15 protein-coding genes and 1 pseudogene are annotated in these 14,845 nt (G+C 72.8%); 10 read left to right on the top strand and 6 right to left on the bottom strand.

Annotated elements, in window-relative coordinates; translation table 11 throughout:
- The first annotated feature begins 96 nt into the window (after positions 1-96).
- From ABZY44_RS16980 to ABZY44_RS16965, 4 genes are all read left to right on the top strand, one after another.
- The gene (locus ABZY44_RS16980) at positions 97-1,044 is read left to right on the top strand and encodes an ion transporter (protein ID WP_356654425.1); all 948 of its coding nucleotides are present in this window, start codon (positions 97-99) and stop codon (positions 1,042-1,044) included.
- 171 nt (positions 1,045-1,215) lie between these two features.
- Entirely contained in the window at positions 1,216-1,368 is a 153-nt protein-coding gene (locus tag ABZY44_RS16975) for a hypothetical protein (protein ID WP_356654423.1), read from the top strand.
- Positions 1,369-1,498: 130 nt separating this feature from the next.
- A complete protein-coding gene (locus tag ABZY44_RS16970) occupies positions 1,499-2,866 on the top strand; it encodes a GH1 family beta-glucosidase (RefSeq protein WP_356654421.1) in 1,368 nt (455 codons plus the stop codon).
- A gap of 86 nt (positions 2,867-2,952) precedes the next feature.
- Positions 2,953-4,128: an MFS transporter gene (locus ABZY44_RS16965; protein WP_356654501.1), complete on the top strand. Its 1,176-nt coding sequence runs from the start codon at positions 2,953-2,955 to the stop codon at positions 4,126-4,128.
- 6 nt (positions 4,129-4,134) lie between these two features.
- Here the strand turns inward: ABZY44_RS16965 and ABZY44_RS16960 are convergent, their stop codons facing one another.
- Positions 4,135-4,704: a MepB family protein gene (locus ABZY44_RS16960; RefSeq protein ID WP_356654419.1), complete on the bottom strand. Its 570-nt coding sequence runs from the start codon at positions 4,702-4,704 to the stop codon at positions 4,135-4,137.
- Positions 4,705-5,141: 437 nt separating this feature from the next.
- Here ABZY44_RS16960 and ABZY44_RS16955 point away from each other — a divergent pair.
- Positions 5,142-5,987: pseudogene (locus ABZY44_RS16955) on the top strand (VanW family protein); the annotation flags it as partial.
- 113 nt (positions 5,988-6,100) lie between these two features.
- Here ABZY44_RS16955 and ABZY44_RS16950 read toward each other — a convergent pair.
- From ABZY44_RS16950 to ABZY44_RS16940, 3 genes are read right to left on the bottom strand one after another with little or no spacing between them, the layout of a single operon-like run.
- Positions 6,101-7,072, bottom strand: a complete 972-nt coding sequence (locus ABZY44_RS16950; protein ID WP_356654417.1) for an NAD(P)-dependent alcohol dehydrogenase — start codon at positions 7,070-7,072, stop codon at positions 6,101-6,103.
- Positions 7,069-7,302, bottom strand: coding sequence for a helix-turn-helix transcriptional regulator (locus tag ABZY44_RS16945; protein ID WP_356654415.1), 234 nt, complete (start codon positions 7,300-7,302; stop codon positions 7,069-7,071). The genes ABZY44_RS16950 and ABZY44_RS16945 overlap by 4 nt, the downstream gene beginning before the upstream one ends.
- Positions 7,296-7,724, bottom strand: coding sequence for a hypothetical protein (locus tag ABZY44_RS16940; RefSeq protein WP_356654413.1), 429 nt, complete (start codon positions 7,722-7,724; stop codon positions 7,296-7,298). The genes ABZY44_RS16945 and ABZY44_RS16940 overlap by 7 nt, the downstream gene beginning before the upstream one ends.
- 112 nt (positions 7,725-7,836) lie before the next feature.
- Here ABZY44_RS16940 and ABZY44_RS16935 point away from each other — a divergent pair, with 112 nt between their 5' ends.
- The 5 genes from ABZY44_RS16935 to ABZY44_RS16915 all read left to right on the top strand — a co-directional run bounded on the left by ABZY44_RS16935 (position 7,837) and on the right by ABZY44_RS16915 (position 12,744).
- Entirely contained in the window at positions 7,837-9,009 is a 1,173-nt protein-coding gene (locus tag ABZY44_RS16935; protein ID WP_356654411.1) for a polyprenyl synthetase family protein, read from the top strand.
- A gap of 80 nt (positions 9,010-9,089) precedes the next feature.
- Positions 9,090-9,731: a hypothetical protein gene (locus ABZY44_RS16930; protein WP_356654408.1), complete on the top strand. Its 642-nt coding sequence runs from the start codon at positions 9,090-9,092 to the stop codon at positions 9,729-9,731.
- Positions 9,732-9,844: 113 nt separating this feature from the next.
- Complete coding sequence (locus ABZY44_RS16925) at positions 9,845-10,093, top strand: ferredoxin (protein WP_356654499.1); 249 nt, start codon at positions 9,845-9,847, stop codon at positions 10,091-10,093.
- A complete protein-coding gene (locus tag ABZY44_RS16920; protein WP_356654406.1) occupies positions 10,086-11,477 on the top strand; it encodes an FAD/NAD(P)-binding oxidoreductase in 1,392 nt (463 codons plus the stop codon). The genes ABZY44_RS16925 and ABZY44_RS16920 overlap by 8 nt, the downstream gene beginning before the upstream one ends.
- A 28-nt stretch (positions 11,478-11,505) precedes the next feature.
- A complete protein-coding gene (locus tag ABZY44_RS16915) occupies positions 11,506-12,744 on the top strand; it encodes a cytochrome P450 (RefSeq protein ID WP_356654404.1) in 1,239 nt (412 codons plus the stop codon).
- Positions 12,745-12,843: 99 nt separating this feature from the next.
- Here the strand turns inward: ABZY44_RS16915 and ABZY44_RS16910 are convergent, their stop codons facing one another.
- Together ABZY44_RS16910 and ABZY44_RS16905 are read right to left on the bottom strand one after the other, a co-directional pair.
- The gene (locus ABZY44_RS16910; protein WP_356654402.1) at positions 12,844-13,959 is read right to left on the bottom strand and encodes a mechanosensitive ion channel family protein; all 1,116 of its coding nucleotides are present in this window, start codon (positions 13,957-13,959) and stop codon (positions 12,844-12,846) included.
- Between the two features lie 252 nt (positions 13,960-14,211).
- Positions 14,212-14,721, bottom strand: coding sequence for a hypothetical protein (locus ABZY44_RS16905; protein WP_356654400.1), 510 nt, complete (start codon positions 14,719-14,721; stop codon positions 14,212-14,214).
- Positions 14,722-14,845: the final 124 nt, after the last annotated feature.

The following is a 14,845-nucleotide window of genomic DNA, read 5'->3' as shown; positions in this document are numbered from 1 at the left end:
ACATGATCAGCGCCTCGGCGGCCCCGTCCCTCTGTCGCGTCGCAGGCCGGCGCGTGCGGACCGGGGGGCGGCCGACGGCCCGCACGAGGGAGCACGATGACAGACCCGACCACGGTGGCCACCGGGCGCGAAAGGTTCGCCGCGCGCTGCCGTGCCGTGTGCGAGGCGCCCGCCTTCTCGCTCGCCGTCTTCACGGTGATCCTCTTCAATGCCGCGCTGCTGGGCCTCGAGACGTACAGCGGCCTGTCCGTCGAGTACGCCGGCGTCCTCTCCACGACCGAGCGCTTCTGCGTGATCGCCTTCACCCTGGAGATGCTGGTCCGCCTGGGCGCGCACGCCGACCGGCCGAAAGCTTTCTTCCAGGACCCCTGGAACGTCTTCGACCTGCTGGTCGTCTCCTCTGCGTTCGTCCCGTTCCTCAGGGAGAACACCACCCTGCTGCGGCTGCTGCGGCTGGCGCGCGTCCTGCGCACCGCGCGGTTCATGCCGCAGCTGCGGATCCTCCTGGTCGCCGTGGGCCGCAGTGTGCCCGGCACCGTCAGCTTCCTCTTCGTCGGCGCTTTGATCATCTACGTGTACGCGATGATCGGATGGATCTGCTTCGCCGGTCACGACCCCGCTCACTACGGGTCGATCGGCCGGGCCGGGCTCACCCTGTTCCTCCTGATGACGCTCGACGGGCTCGGGGACGCCGTCCACGCGGGTCTGGCCGTCTCCCCGTTCAGCATCCTCTACTACGCCTCCTACGTGCTCTTCGGATCCTTCGTCCTGGTCAACGTCCTGATCGGGGTGGTCCTCAACGCCCTCGAGGAGGCCCGCGAGATGGAGGCGGAGAGCGAGCTGGCGGCGCGCAGGGCGTCCGGGGACGTGATGCCGGACGCGGCCGACGAACTGCGGCTGCGGATCGCGGCGGTGCGCAGCGCCCTCGACGACATGGAGACCCAGCTCGATCCCACGCACGGAACTCCCGCGTCGGCGGCGGCGATGGAGGCCTCGCTCGAGGCCTCTTCCCGGCCGGAGCACGCCTCGGCGGGCGTCCGGTAGAGCGGGGGGGGAGGCAAGAAGAAGGGCGCCCCCGGTCCTCGGGCGGGCGCCCTTCCCGCGTCCCGGCTGCGGGCGCGCCCGGCCGACGCGGCTTGGGCGACGCGGCCCGGCCGGCGGGGCCCGGCGGCGGCGCTGTCCGGGGACGGGTTCGACCGGCTCTTCACCGACGCCTTGTGCGCGCGCCTCACCCAGTCGCTGCTGCTCCGCGCGGGCGAGTGCGCCTCGGGAGGCGCCGGGGAGGCGCGGGAGCCCGCCGCCGCGATGGAGAAGTCCGGCGCCGAGCAGCCGGCGCCGCTCGACGCGGTTCTGCCCCGGCGTTCATAGAAGTTGAGGATTGTTCACTTTCCATTGACAGGACGGGGTCGGGGACCCGAAAGTGCCGTGAACAGCACCCCGACAGCGTGTCCCCGCAGCCGTGCCGGGAATCCGCGCTCCCCGACCGAAGCGAGTCCGCATGACAGCGCCCGTACCCCAGTTCCCGGCCGCCTTCCTCTGGGGGGTCTCCGCCTCCGCGTTCCAGATCGAGGGCTCGACCACGGCCGACGGCCGGGGCCCCTCCTCATGGGACGCCTTCACCAAGGAGCAGGGGCGCGTCAAGGACGGCTCGCACGCGGACGTGGCCACCGACCACTACCGCCGCTACCGCGAGGACGTGGCGTTGATGGACGAACTGGGCGTCGACGCCTACCGGTTCTCGGTCTCCTGGTCCCGCGTGCTGCCCGAGGGGCAGGGGCAGGTCAACCGCCCGGGGCTGGACTTCTACGACCGGCTCGTCGACGAGCTGTGCGCCGCGGGCATCGCCCCGGTGCCCACCCTCTTCCACTGGGACACCCCGCTCGTCCTGGAGGAGCGGGGCGGCTGGCTGCAGCGCGACACCGCCGAGCGGTTCGCGGAGTACGCCTCCGTGGTCGCGGAGCGCCTCGCCGACCGGGTGCCCCTGTGGATCACCCTCAACGAACCCGCCGAGGTCACCCTCCTCGGCTACGGCCTCGGCGAGCACGCCCCCGGCAAGCAGCTGGTCTTCGACGCCCTGCCCGCGGCCCACCACCAGCTCCTGGCCCACGGGCTCGGAGTACAGGCCCTGCGTGCGGCGGGCGGCCGCCGGATCGGCATAGCCGTCTCGCACAGCCCCGTCTGGGCCGCCGGCGAGAGCGACGAGGACCGTGCCGCCGCCGAGTTGTACGACACGCTCACCAACCGCCTCTTCGCAGACCCGATCCTGACCGGTGCCTACCCGGACGGTCTGGACGCCCTCCTGCCCGGCCCGGTGGCGGACGACCTCAAGACGATCTCGGCGCCGCTGGACTGGTACGGGGTCAACTACTACAACCCGATGCTCGTCGGCGCCCCGGCCCCGGCCGGCGGCTCCGCCTTCGGCGGGATCCAGATCCCCTCCGGACTCCCCTTCGCCGTCCGGGAGATCGAGGGGTACGCACGCACCGACTTCGACTGGCCGGTGGTCCCGGACGGGCTGCGCGAGCTGCTGGCGACCCTGCGCGCACGCTACGGCGACCGGCTGCCGCCCCTGTACATCACGGAGAACGGCTGCTCGTACGACGACGGACCGGACCCGGGCACGGGCAGGATCGAGGACGCGCGCCGGATCGCCTACCACGAGGGCCACGTACGCGCCCTGCACCAGGCCATGGCCGAAGGTGCCGACGTGCGCGGCTACTTCATCTGGTCGATCCTCGACAACTTCGAGTGGGCGGAGGGCTACCGGCAGCGGTTCGGTCTCGTCCACGTCGACTTCGAGACGCTCGCCCGGACCCCCAAGGAGTCGTACGCCTGGTACCGCGACCTGATCAGGAACAGCAGGTGACCGCCGATCCGGAGGTTTCGCCGGCCGCGGGTGGAGCGGATGCCCCCGGAGCGGGCGCGGCGCCGGGCGGCCGGTGGGTCGGCGCGCTGTCCCTCGCCAACCTCGGGGTGTGGGTCGGCTGGTTCGGCCCGCTGCAACTGCTCCTGGCCCGCCAGGCCGAGCAGCTCGCCCCCGACCACAAGGCGTCCACCCTCGCCCTGGTGACGGGGCTGGGAGCTGCGGTCTCGATGGTCTCCAACCCGGTCTTCGGAGCCCTGTCCGACCGTACGACGGCGCGCGCGGGACGCCGGATCCCCTGGGTCGTCGCCGAGGTCGCGGGCGGCGCCGCCGGCCTGGTGGTGCTCGCCCTGGCGGCGAGCGTGCCGGCCGTGATCGCGGGCTGGTGCCTGACGCAGCTCGCCCTCAACGCGGCCTTCGCCGCCCTCACCGCGGCCGTCCCCGACCAGGTGCCGCCCCGGCAGCGCGGCCTGGTCGGCGGGTGGCTCGGCGTCTCCCAGGTCGTCGGCATCCTGGTCGGTACGGCGCTGGCCACGGTCGCGGGCGGGATCACCGCGGGCTACCTGGCCTGCGCGGCCTTCTCGGTGGTCGCCGCCGTGCCGTACGTACTGATGCGGCGCGATACGGCGCTCGCCCCGCAGGCCCGCAGCGCGTTCCGGTGGCGGACCTTCCTCACCGGCTTCTGGATCGATCCGCGCCGCCACCCCGACTTCGGCTGGGCCTGGCTCACCCGGTTCCTGATGAACCTGTCGTACTCCATCAGCACGATGTACCTGCTCTACTACCTGACCGACGCCGTCCGCTACGGGGGCGACGCGGACACCGGCGTCCTGATCCTCACCGCGCTCAACGCGCTCGCCCTGCTCTCCACCGTGGTGATCAGCGGCATCCGGTCGGACCGCAGCGGCCGACGGAAGTCTTACGTCCTGTGGTCGGGGCTGGTCATCGCCGCGGCCACCCTGCTCCTCGCCGTCTGGCAGACGTGGACCGGCGCGATCGTCGCCTCGCTCGTCCTCGGCCTCGGCTTCGGCGTGTACACGGCGGTGGACTTCGCCCTGCTCACGGACGTGCTGCCGACCGCAGAGGACCGGGGCAAGGACCTGGGGGTGATCAACATCGCCAATTCGATGCCTCAGGTCCTGGCTCCGGTGGTCGCGGCGCCGGTCATCACCCACCTCGGCGGCTACCCGGCCCTGTACGCCCTCGCGGGCGGCCTGGCCCTCGCGGGATCCGTGCTGGTCCGCCGCATCCGCTCGGTGCGCTGAACCCGCCTACGGGTGGTAGAGCTCCCGGGCGCGGGCCACGCCGGCCGGTCCGTCCAGGGGCAGGCACAGGAAGTGGTCCAGCTGCCAGGCCTGCGTACGGGCCGCCTGGCGGCTGGTGGTGGTCACCCACGGCGGGTAGACGCGAAAGCCCCGCTTCCCGCCGACGCCCTCCACCGACACGATCCCGTGCCGGCGGAGCGCGTCCTGGGGGAACACGAACTGGCCGACGTGGTCACCGTCCCGCGCGGCGATGACGAAGAGGTCGACCGGGTCCGCGGCGTCGTAGGGCTGGATGGGTCCGTCCGGGGACCTCTTCCACACGGTGACGAACTGGCCGGCCTTGGCGGGGGTCGTCTTCGCCGCGCGGAACCGGACGGCGCGGCCGTCCAGGGTGAAGGCGTGGGCGGCGTACTCGGCGCTCTCGGCTTCGGCGGCCGGCTGGGAGCAGGCGAACCCGCAGGGGTCGTAGACGAGCGCTTTCGCCGCACGCAGATCACCGTGGGCCGGGGTGCCGTCCGACCACGGTGCGAGTTTCTCGGGCGGGAGACCGGTCGAGGGGGTGCGGGGTGTCGGCATGCCTTCAGCCTGTCACGGAAACGATCACGGCTCTCTCGTGAGCATGGGCACATTCATGCCCCATTCGGTCGTAAATCACCCAGAATGGTGTGCGGTCCTGGCCCGCCCCCGGTTTTCGAGGGGCGGCGCCGGCACGGTACCGACATTCCAAGGCGACAGGGAGAGACATGCGACGGGCACACGGCCGGACGGTCACCAAGCGGATCGCCCTGACCTCGGCGGCCGTGGCCGCCGTACTCGGCCTCAGCGGCGTTGCCGCCGGTTCGGCGGCCGCAGCCGGTCCAGCGGCGGGTTCCGGGGCGAGTTCCGGATCCGGTTCCGCGGCCGCCGACCGGCCCGCCGGGACCGGGGACGCCCGCGGCGGGGCGCGGGGCGCCGCCGCGGCACCGGGCACGAAGCCCGGCACCGCCCCCGGAGAGGGCCTCGGCGCGGCACGGCAGCAGCTCTCGTCCTTCACCGTGGCGTTTCCGTCCGCCCCCTACCGCACCCACAACATCGCCCGCGCCGTCGAGCTGATCAACGGCGCCGTGGTCCAGCCGGGCGAGGTCTGGAGCTTCAATCGGGCCGTGGGCGAGCGGACCAAGGAGAACGGTTTCGTCGACGGGATCATGATCAACGACGGCCGCTACGTGAAGTCTCCCGGCGGCGGCGTCTCCGCGGTCGCGACGACCATGTACAACGCCATGTTCTTCGCCGGCCTGGCGCCGGTGGAGCATGGGGCCCACTCCTTCTACATCGAGCGGTACCCCGAAGGCCGCGAGGCCACCGTCGCCTGGGGCACGCTCGACCTGCGCTGGCAGAACGACTCCGGCCACCCCGTCACCATCCGGGCCTCCTCCACCGACACCTCGGTGACCGTCTCCCTGCTCGGAACGAAGCGGTACGACGAGATACGCGCGACCAAGGGTCCGCGCACGCACGTCACGCCCCCGGCCAAGCGCACGGTCGCCGGCCCCACCTGCGAGGCGCAGACCCCGCTGGAAGGTTTCGACGTCTCCGTCGACCGCGTCTTCGTCCGGGCCGGCAAGGAAGTCGGCCGGGAGACGTTCCGTACGCACTACACCCCGCGCGACGAGGTCACCTGCACCCCGGAATCACCCGCGGCCACGACCGGCCCGGCCGGTCCGAGCGCGTCGGCCACCCCCGGGGCACCGACCACACCGACCGCATCGACCACACCGACCGCGCCGACCCCGTCCGCGACGCCCGCCGCACCCGCCGCTCAGGGCACCCCCGCGAGCCCCGCCGCCACCTCCCCCGCACCGGGCCCGAGCCGGGGCTGAGGCGGGCCGGGCCGGGCCGAAGCCGGGCCGAGGCCCGCGCGGGCCGGCGGGCGCGCGGCATCGGCATCGGCATCGGCCCTCCGCGGACGGCCCGGCGAGGCCGGACCGCCGGCTCAGGGCTTGATCAGGATCTTCCCCCGCGCCTCGCCCCTATGGAGCTGGTCGACGGCTTCCGCGGCTCCGGCGAGCGCGCAGGTGCGCTGGACGGCCGGAGCGAGGACGCCGTCCTCCACGTACTGCTTGAGGACCTCGAGGTCGGCCTGCCGTTCGGCGGCGAAGACCCCCTTGAGCCCGTGCCGCACGAAGGGGTTCAGCAGCGCGGCCCGCAGGACCCGGTCGATGCCGCCGAGCCAGCGCCCGCCGCCCTCACCGCCGACGATGACCAGCGTCCCGCGCGGGGTCAGGGCGCGCCTGAGGTGCGTCAGGGTCCGGTTGCCGGCGGTGTCGAGGATCAGGTCGTAGCGGCGGATCCCGTCGGCGAACTCCTCGACGGTGTAGTCGACGACCTCGTCCGCCCCGAGCGAGCGCACCAGCTCCGTCTTCGCCGTGCTGCACACCCCCGTGACGTGGGCCCCGTACGCCTTGGCCAGCTGGACCGCGAACGTGCCGACCCCGCCCGCGGCGCCGATGACCAGAACTCGCTGTCCGGGCCGCACGCGCCCCACGTCGCGGAGCGCCTGGAGGGCGGTGAGGCCGGAAACGGGCAGCGCGGCCGCCTCCTCCAGGGGCAGCCCGGCCGGTTTGCGCGCGAGCTTGTCCTGCCGGGCGCACGCGTACTCGGCGAAGGACCCCTCGCAGATGCCGAAGACCTCGTCCCCCGGACGGAACGCGCTCACCCCCTCCCCGACCGCCTCGACGCGTCCGGCGACCTCCCGGCCGCGCACGGCGACCTTGGGTGCGCGCAGTCCGAAGCCCAGGAGCCGCAGCAGGTAGGGGCGGCCGCTCATCAGGTGCCAGACCCCGGCGTCCACCGCGGCGGCCCGGACGGCGACGAGCACCTCGCCCCGGCCCGGCTGTGGCTTCTCGATGTCCCGGAGCTCCAGCACATCGCTCGATCCGTACGTGTCCTGCACGATCGCCTTCACGGCGCCGTCCTTTCCTCGTCCGCGTACTGGAAGACCTGTTCGAGGGGCACCGCGAGGACGCGGGCGATCCTGAAGGCCGTTTCGAGCGAGGGCGAGTAGCGGCCCTTCTCGATGGCGATGACGGTCTGGCGGGTCACCCCGATGCGTTCCGCCAGGTCCGCCTGGGTCATTTCCCCGCGCTCGAAGCGAAGGGTCCTGATCCGGTTCGTGACGCCGGTCGCCTTCACCACGACGGGAACCCCCAGCGGTAGACGGCGAGCTTCACCACGGATCCGAGCACGGCCGAGAGGACGAAGCCCAGGTAGATCGCGTTGGAGATCCAGAACCGGTCCGCCCCGGCCATCGACAGGATCAGCGCGGCGACGGCTCCGATGACGAGGAAGGACTGTCCGGCGAGGTCTCCGAGGCGGCCGATCTCCTTGTCCCGCTGGTCCCTGACACCGGCCTCGGCGGGCACGGCCGCCGCCACCGCGACGTTCAGGAGGATCGAGGCCGCGATGGCTCCGCCGACCGTCCAGAGCAGCGGGGCGACGTACGCGACCTGGGCGGTCGGGGCGTCGCCGGCCCGGCCCAGTACGAGGGCCAGGTAGACCGCGTACCCGGCGACCGAGACCACCGCCATGATCCACGCGCGCTTCTCCTGGAAGGCCACACCCGCTCCTATGTAAAACAACTTTGACCTGTGGAAGGTAAAAGAATCCATACCTCGTGTCAATGATTTCTTACCTCGCCCGCACTCCTGGGCCATGCGGATAATGATCTTCATGAACGACACGGCCACCGTCGCCCGCACCCTGGAACGGATCTCCGGACACCGCAGGCGCTTCGACGCGCGCTTCGAGCGCTACTTCGACACCCTGGGGCAGCGGCTCGACACCCCGCTGCCGAGCCGGTTCGCGCCCCGCGCCCTCGAACTGCTGCGGGAGCTGTCGACGCGCGGCGGCAAGCGCCTGCGGGTCGTCCTGCTGTACGAGGCGGCCCGGCTGGTCACCACCGAGGAGCTGCCGGGGCTGGCGGAGGCCGGCCTGAGCCTCGAGCTCCTGCAGACCCACGGGCTGGTCCACGACGACATCATCGACGACGCGCCCCTGCGGCGCGGCGGCCCGTCCACGTACTACGCCTACCGCCAGGACCTGCCCGACGACCTCCCGGCCGCCCTCGGCCTGGCGGTCCTGGCGGGCGACCTCGCGGCCTTCCTCTCGATGCAGGTGCTGCTGGAGGCCGAGGTGCCGGCGGAGCTCCGCCAGGCCCTGCTGGCCGTCCAGATACGGACGGCGGCGGAAACCGTGGCCGGGCAGATCGCGGACCTGGAGCGGGACTCCCTCGAGAACCCGGACGAGGAGTTCCTGCACGCCGTCACCGACTTCAAGAGCGCGCGGTACTCCGTGCTGGCGCCGCTGACCATGGGGTTGCTGGCCGCCGGCGAGGATCCCGCGCCGCACCGCGACCGGCTGCACCGGTACGCCCGCCTGGTGGGGATCGGCGAGCAGATGCGCGACGACTTCCAGGACCTGTTCGGCGAGAGCGCCCAGGTCGGCAAGTCCACCGGGGCCGACATCCGCTCCGGGCGCCGTACGTACGCCGTGAACGCGGTCCTGGCCCGGGCGAGCGGGTCCGGTGCGGCGCTGGTGGAATCCGCGCTCGGCGACCCGGGCTGCTCCGACGCCACCATCGAGCGGATCCGGGAGATCGCCCGCGAAGGCGGCGCGGACCACCGGTTGCGCGCGGAGATCCGCCGGTACGCGCACGAGGCGTCCGCCGAGGCCGCGTCCTGGGCCCCGTACTGGCGGGAGGAGGCCGTGGGCTTCTTCCGGACCCTGCCGCTGTGGAGCATCGACCAGATGGACCGGGCCGCGGACGGGCCGACGCGGGCGACGAGCGCGGTGAACGCGACGGGCGCGGTGAACGGGCCTGACGGGGCACACCGGACGGCCTGAGGCGCTCGGGCCGCGGTCCCGCTTCACCCGGGCGCGCGGCCCGGCTGGCACGACGGCCGGGTCCCCGGCTTGCTGGACGAATGACACAAGGAGCTACGGGGGCCTCCCCCGGCCAGAGCCTGAGCACTCCCCGCGCGGCGGGGCTGGCGGGGATCCTCTTCGCCGCCCTCATGGCGACGGCCATCGTCCTCGCCCGGCTCGGCCTGCCGGAAGGGGGCGGCGCCGCTCAGATCACGGTCACCTCGGGCCAGCGGGACGCGGTGAGCACGGCGCTGGAGCTGGTTCCCTTCGCCGGCATCGCCTTCCTGTGGTTCATGGGCGCGCTGCGGGAGCACTCCGGGAAGGCCGAGGACCGGTTCGTCTCCACCGTGTTCCTGGGCAGCGGCCTGGTCTTCACGGCCAGCCTCTTCGGCGCCGCAGCGGCCGCCGGGACGGTGCTGGACGCCGATCAGCCGCAGGCGTTCGGCCGCCACTTCGCCTACACGCTGCTCACCACGTACGGGATGCGGATGGCGGCCGTGTTCGTCTTCGCGACCTCGACGATCGGCCGCAGGCTCGGGGTCTTCCCGCGCCCGCTGGTCCTCACCGGATACCTGGCCGGCCTCGTCCTGCTGGTGGCCGGCTCCTCGCTCCCCTGGTCCGAGCTGGTCTTCCCGGCCTGGGCCGCGGTCGTGAGCGTGTACATCCTCCGGTCGGGCCGACGGCGCCGCTCGGCCACCTGAGGGCGGCCGTAGGGCGGACGTCAGCCCGATGGCGGTACCGGACGGGCACCCGGGCGGCGGCGCCCGCACGCTGGTGCGGGAAGCACAGGGGGGCACCGAAAGGACACACCTTGCTGAGGCTCGTCGTCGATCTCAACCGGTGCCAGGGATACGCCCAGTGCGCCTTCCTCGCCCCCGACGTCTTTGCGATGCACGGGGACGAAGGACTGCTGTACGACCCGCAGGCCGAAGAGAGCCAGCGCGCACGCGTGGCCCAGGCGGTCGCGGCCTGCCCCGTGCAGGCGATCCTCGTGGACGAACTGGACCTGGCCGGTACCGGTGCCGGCCCTGCCGGTACCGGCGGGGAGGCCTCCCATGCCTGAAACCGCCCTGGAGCAGCTCAAGCGGTCGGGCCGGATCGTGGTCGTCGGCGCCTCGCTGGCCGGACTGCGCGCCGCCGAGACCATGCGGGAGAAGGGCTTCGCGGGTTCGCTGACCCTGATCGGCGACGAACCGTACGAGCCGTACGACCGCCCGCCGCTGTCCAAGCAGGTGCTGCTGGGCCGGGCCGACGCCGAGCGCACCGCGCTCCCCCGGCGCCGGGACATCGACGCCGAGTGGCGCCTGGGTGTGCCGGCCGACGGCCTCGACATGGCGGCCCGGACCGTCCGGCTCGCCGACGGCGACGAGGTCCCGTACGACCGCCTGCTGATCGCCACGGGGGTACGGGCCCGGCCCTGGCCCAACGAGGCGGAGGGCGAACTCGACGGGGTCTTCACGCTGCGCACCCGCGAGGACGGGGCGGCGCTGGCCCGGCGGCTGAACGCCGGACCGCGCCGGGTGCTGGTCATCGGCGCCGGGTTCACCGGATCCGAGATCGCCTCGGCGTGCCGCGAACGCGGACTGGAGGTCACCGTCGCCGAACGCGGGGACGCGCCCCTGGTCGGCGCCCTGGGCGGGGTGATCGGCGCCGTCGCCGCCGAGATGCACCGGGAGAACGGCGTCGACCTGCGGACCGGGATCATGGTCACCGCTCTGGAGGGCGACTCCACCGGCCGGGTGCGCGCCGCGCACTTCTCCGACGGCACCACGTTGGAGTGCGACGTGGTGGTCGTCTCGCTCGGCGCGCAGCGCAACACCGAGTGGCTGACCGGTTCGGGCCTCGGGGCGGGGCCCCGCGGCATCGCCTGCGACGCGGGCTGCCGGGCCTTCGACATCCGCGGCATCGTCACCGACGACATCTACGTGGCGGGCGACGTGGCCCGTTCCCCGCACGCCCTGTTCGGCTATCAGTTCCTGTCGCTGGAGCACTGGGGCAACGCCGTCGCGCAGGCCGAGACCGCGGCCCACAACATGCTCAGCGAGAGCACGGACCGCCGGCCGCACCTGTGGGTGCCGGCCTTCTGGTCCTCGCAGTTCGGGGTGAACATCAAGTCCGTGGGCGTGCCCTCCATGGGCACGGAGATCATGATCACCCAGGGTTCGCGGGCCGAGCGCCGCTTCACCGGGGTCTACGGATACCAGGGCCGGGTCATCGGCGCGGTCACCTTCGACAACGCGCGCTGGCTGCAGTTCTACGAGCGGCAGATCGAGCACACCGCTCCCTTCCCGCCCCCGTTCACCACGGTGGACCGCCGCGCCGAGGGGCAGCGGCCGATCCCCGCGGACTTCCCCGACCCGTCCGTTCCCACGCACGGCCCGACCATCACCCTCAGCGGGTACTCGCCGGCCGACCGCCGGATCACCTTCACCCCCGCCGGGCACTGACCCGCACGCCCACGGAGGACGACCCGCCATGAGCCACGGCATCCTGAGCCAGATCCTGGACTACGCCAACCGCGCGAACCCGTACCCGTTGTACGAGGAGCTCCGCAGGACACCGGTCTTCCAAGACGGGACCGGGCCGTACGTGATCAGCACCTACTACGACATCCAGAGCCTGCTGCACGATCCCCGCCTGAGCTCCGACTCCCGCAACCTCGCGCCCTCGGCCGGCGACCCGCTGGCCGAGGGCGGGGAGGAGGAGGCCACGGCGCTGCCGCCGAGTTTCCTGAAGCTGGACCCGCCGGAGCACGACCGCCTGCGCCGGATGACCAACCGGCCCTTCGGCCCTCCGCACTCCCCGCGCCGCGTGGACGGGATGCGCGACGGTCTGCAGGACATCGTCACCGGTCTCATCGACCGTCTCGGGGACCCCGGAAGCATCGACCTGGTCGACCAGTTCGCGTACCCGTTCCCGGTGACGATGATCTGCCAGCTGCTGGGCGTACCGCGCGAGGACGAGGCCCGCTTCCACGTCTGGGCCGACACCCTCGCGGCGAGTCTGGACCCGGATCCGGACTCCGACGTCGCGGAGCGGCAGCGGACCACCCACGACGCCCGGATGGAGCTGGGCATGTACCTGGCCGGGCTGATCGAGGAGCGGCGCAAGAACCCCGGCGACGACATGCTCTCCCAGCTGGCGGCGGGACACGGGCCGGACGAGTCGATGTCCACGATGGAGCTGCTCAGCACGGCGGCCCTGCTGCTGATCGCCGGCCACGAGACCACGGTCAACCTGATCACCAACGGGATGCTGACCCTGCTGCGCCATCCGGACGTGCTGCTCCGGTTGCGGGAGGAGCCCGGGCTGGCCGTACCCCTGGTGGAGGAGCTGCTGCGGTTCGAACCGCCGGTGCAGCTGCTTCCGCAGCGGACCCCGCTCACGGACATCGAGGTCCGCGGGGTGACCATCCCGAAGGGTTCTTCGATGTGGCTGATCCTGGCGTCCGGCAACCGGGATCCCGAACGCTTCAAGGATCCCGACCGCTTCGACCCGTACCGCAAGGACATCCAGCACCTGGGCCTGGGCAGCGGTATCCACAGCTGCTTCGGCGCCCCGCTGGCCCGGCTGGAGGCGCAGCTGGCGCTGAGCGAGCTGGCCCGGCGGCTGGAGAACCCCCGGCTGCTGGAGGACCCGCCGCCCTACCGGCAGAACGCGGTCCTGCGCGGCCCGCGGCACCTGCGGATCGCGTGCGACGGGATCCGCCCCTGAGCGGTCCCCGCGGGTAGCGGGTCACCGGCCGCGGTGGAGACCGGCCTCGCGGCCGGCCCGCCCGGTCTCCCCGCCCCGCCCGGCTTCCCCGCCCCGCCGTTACCGCCCGCTGTTCGCCGGCATCGGGGGCGGGGTGTCGCGCTGGTGCGGGACCGCCGGGGGCGACGCGTCGAACGCCGGCCTCGGGCCGCTCTGCTGGAGGTCGACCGTCCGGGTGGGGGCCGGGATCGAGATGCCCTCCGCCCGGAACCGGCGGTGCAGGCGCTTGATGAACTCGTGCTTGATCCGGTACTGGTCGCTGAACTCGCCGACGCCCAGGATGACCGTGAAGCCGATCCTGGAGTCCGCGAACGTGTGGAAGCGGACGGCGCCCTCGTGGTCGGGGACCGCGCCGTTGATGTCGGCCATCACGCTGTCGACCACGTCGAGGGTCACCTTCTCGACGTGCTCCAGGTCGCTCTCGTACCCCACTCCCACCTGCACGAGGATCGACAACTGCTGCTCGGGCTGCGTGAAGTTGGTCATGTTCGTGCGCGCGAGACGGCCGTTGGGGATGATCACCAGGTTGTTCGACAGGTTGCGTACCACGGTGTTGCGCCAGTTGATGTCGACGACGTACCCCTCCTCACCGCTCGTGAGACGGATGTAGTCGCCGGGCTGCACCGTCTTCGAGGCGAGGATGTGGACGCCGGCGAAGAGGTTGGCGAGGGTGTCCTGGAGCGCCAGGGCGACGGCCAGACCGCCGACCCCCAGCGCGGTCAACAGGGGCGCGATGGACACACCCACGGTCTCGAGTGCGACCAGCAGGCCCATCGCGAGCACCACGACCCGCGTGATGTTGACGAAGATGGTGGCCGAACCGGCCACTCCCGTCCGCGACTGGGCCATGGCCTGGACGAATCCGGCGACGACCCGGGCCGCACTGACCGTGGCGAGGAGGACGAGCAGGGCGGTCAGGGACTGGTTCACGTATCCGGAGACCCGGGCGCTCAGCGGCAGGGTCGACGCGGCCACCGCGGCGCCCGCGATGACGGCCGCCCACGGTGCGAGGGTGCGCAGCGCGTCGACGACGATGTCGTCCCCGCTCCACCGCGTCTTGAGGGCGTGCTTGGCCAGCCAGCGCACGAGGGCCCGCAGGAGCAGCCCGGCCAGGGCGCCGGCGGCCAGCGCGATGCCGGCGACCAGCCAGTCGTGCAGGACGAGGTCCCTGTTCACCGGACGCCCTCCGCCCCGCGCAGGACCGGGGGTGCGGCGACGGACGCCGCCGGCCGCCGTATGAGGGGTGTGCTCACCTTGTCACCTGTCAGTTCGTCGTGCCTGGTACCGCGTTCGGGCGTGCGTACGCATCCGGAACGGGCTGCCATCCTGCCTCATGGCCACGACGGCGGTGCAGGTGGGCCGGTGCGTAGGGACGGGCGTACGGGCGGGCGTACGGGTACCTCGCGCTCACCGGCGGCGCGGGGTCCTTCAGGGGGTCGTGCGGCCCTTGAGGGGGTCGTGCGGCCCTTCGGGAGCCGTGGAGCCGGTCGCGCGGACGATGCCGTCCAGCTGCCCGTCGATCCAGGCCCGTCCCGCCGCGTCCCACCCGGGGGCGGTCGCGGGCGGTGCGGCCGGAGCGGGGGTCCGTCGCGGCCGCGCGGGGGCGGTCTCCACGACCGCCCAGCCCTTGCCGCCGCCGGGGGTGTCGAGTTCGACCAGCCGGTGGTCCAGGTGGCCGGTGATCATCACGGCCATGAGGGAAAGGTACTCGCCCCGCAGATCGAGGGCGAGCTCGTCCTCCCCCGGTACCTCGAGGAGGGCCTGGTACTCCTCGGCGAGGAGGGCGCAGGTGCTCTGGACCGCCCTGACGAGCGCTTCGAACCGCTCGCCGCCCAGGCGTATCCGGAGGAACTCCAGGTAGGTGCCGAGGACATCGGGCTCCTGGCCGTCCCGGGGATCCGCCGGGTCTGCCGGGCCTGTCGGATGGTGCGCGGTCATGCTCCCATCCCTCCCCCGGCCGCCGTGGCCCTTCGCAGTGTAGGGAAGGACGGCCCGTCGACGGCGGTCTTCGGCCACGCGGCAGGCCCGTCTCACGAACCCACGGACCCCGGGGGTCCCTGGC

It is taken from the genome of Streptomyces sp. NPDC006544, assembly GCF_040611715.1.
Lineage (GTDB): Bacteria > Actinomycetota > Actinomycetes > Streptomycetales > Streptomycetaceae > Streptomyces.
The sequence above is the reverse complement of the archived record's forward strand: the minus strand, read 5'-3'. Positions and strand labels throughout refer to the sequence as shown.

What these genes read in the sequence shown, in the direction of transcription:
- ABZY44_RS16920 (WP_356654406.1), top strand. Translation starts at nt 10,086, where the DNA reads ATGCCTGAAACCGCCCTGGAGCAGCTCAAGCGGTCGGGCCGGATCGTG.
- ABZY44_RS16960 (WP_356654419.1), bottom strand. Translation starts at nt 4,704, where the DNA reads ATGCCGACACCCCGCACCCCCTCGACCGGTCTCCCGCCCGAGAAACTC.
- ABZY44_RS16970 (WP_356654421.1), top strand. Translation starts at nt 1,499, where the DNA reads ATGACAGCGCCCGTACCCCAGTTCCCGGCCGCCTTCCTCTGGGGGGTC.
- ABZY44_RS16980 (WP_356654425.1), top strand. Translation starts at nt 97, where the DNA reads ATGACAGACCCGACCACGGTGGCCACCGGGCGCGAAAGGTTCGCCGCG.
- ABZY44_RS16905 (WP_356654400.1), bottom strand. Translation starts at nt 14,721, where the DNA reads ATGACCGCGCACCATCCGACAGGCCCGGCAGACCCGGCGGATCCCCGG.
- ABZY44_RS16935 (WP_356654411.1), top strand. Translation starts at nt 7,837, where the DNA reads ATGAACGACACGGCCACCGTCGCCCGCACCCTGGAACGGATCTCCGGA.
- ABZY44_RS16930 (WP_356654408.1), top strand. Translation starts at nt 9,090, where the DNA reads ATGACACAAGGAGCTACGGGGGCCTCCCCCGGCCAGAGCCTGAGCACT.
- ABZY44_RS16915 (WP_356654404.1), top strand. Translation starts at nt 11,506, where the DNA reads ATGAGCCACGGCATCCTGAGCCAGATCCTGGACTACGCCAACCGCGCG.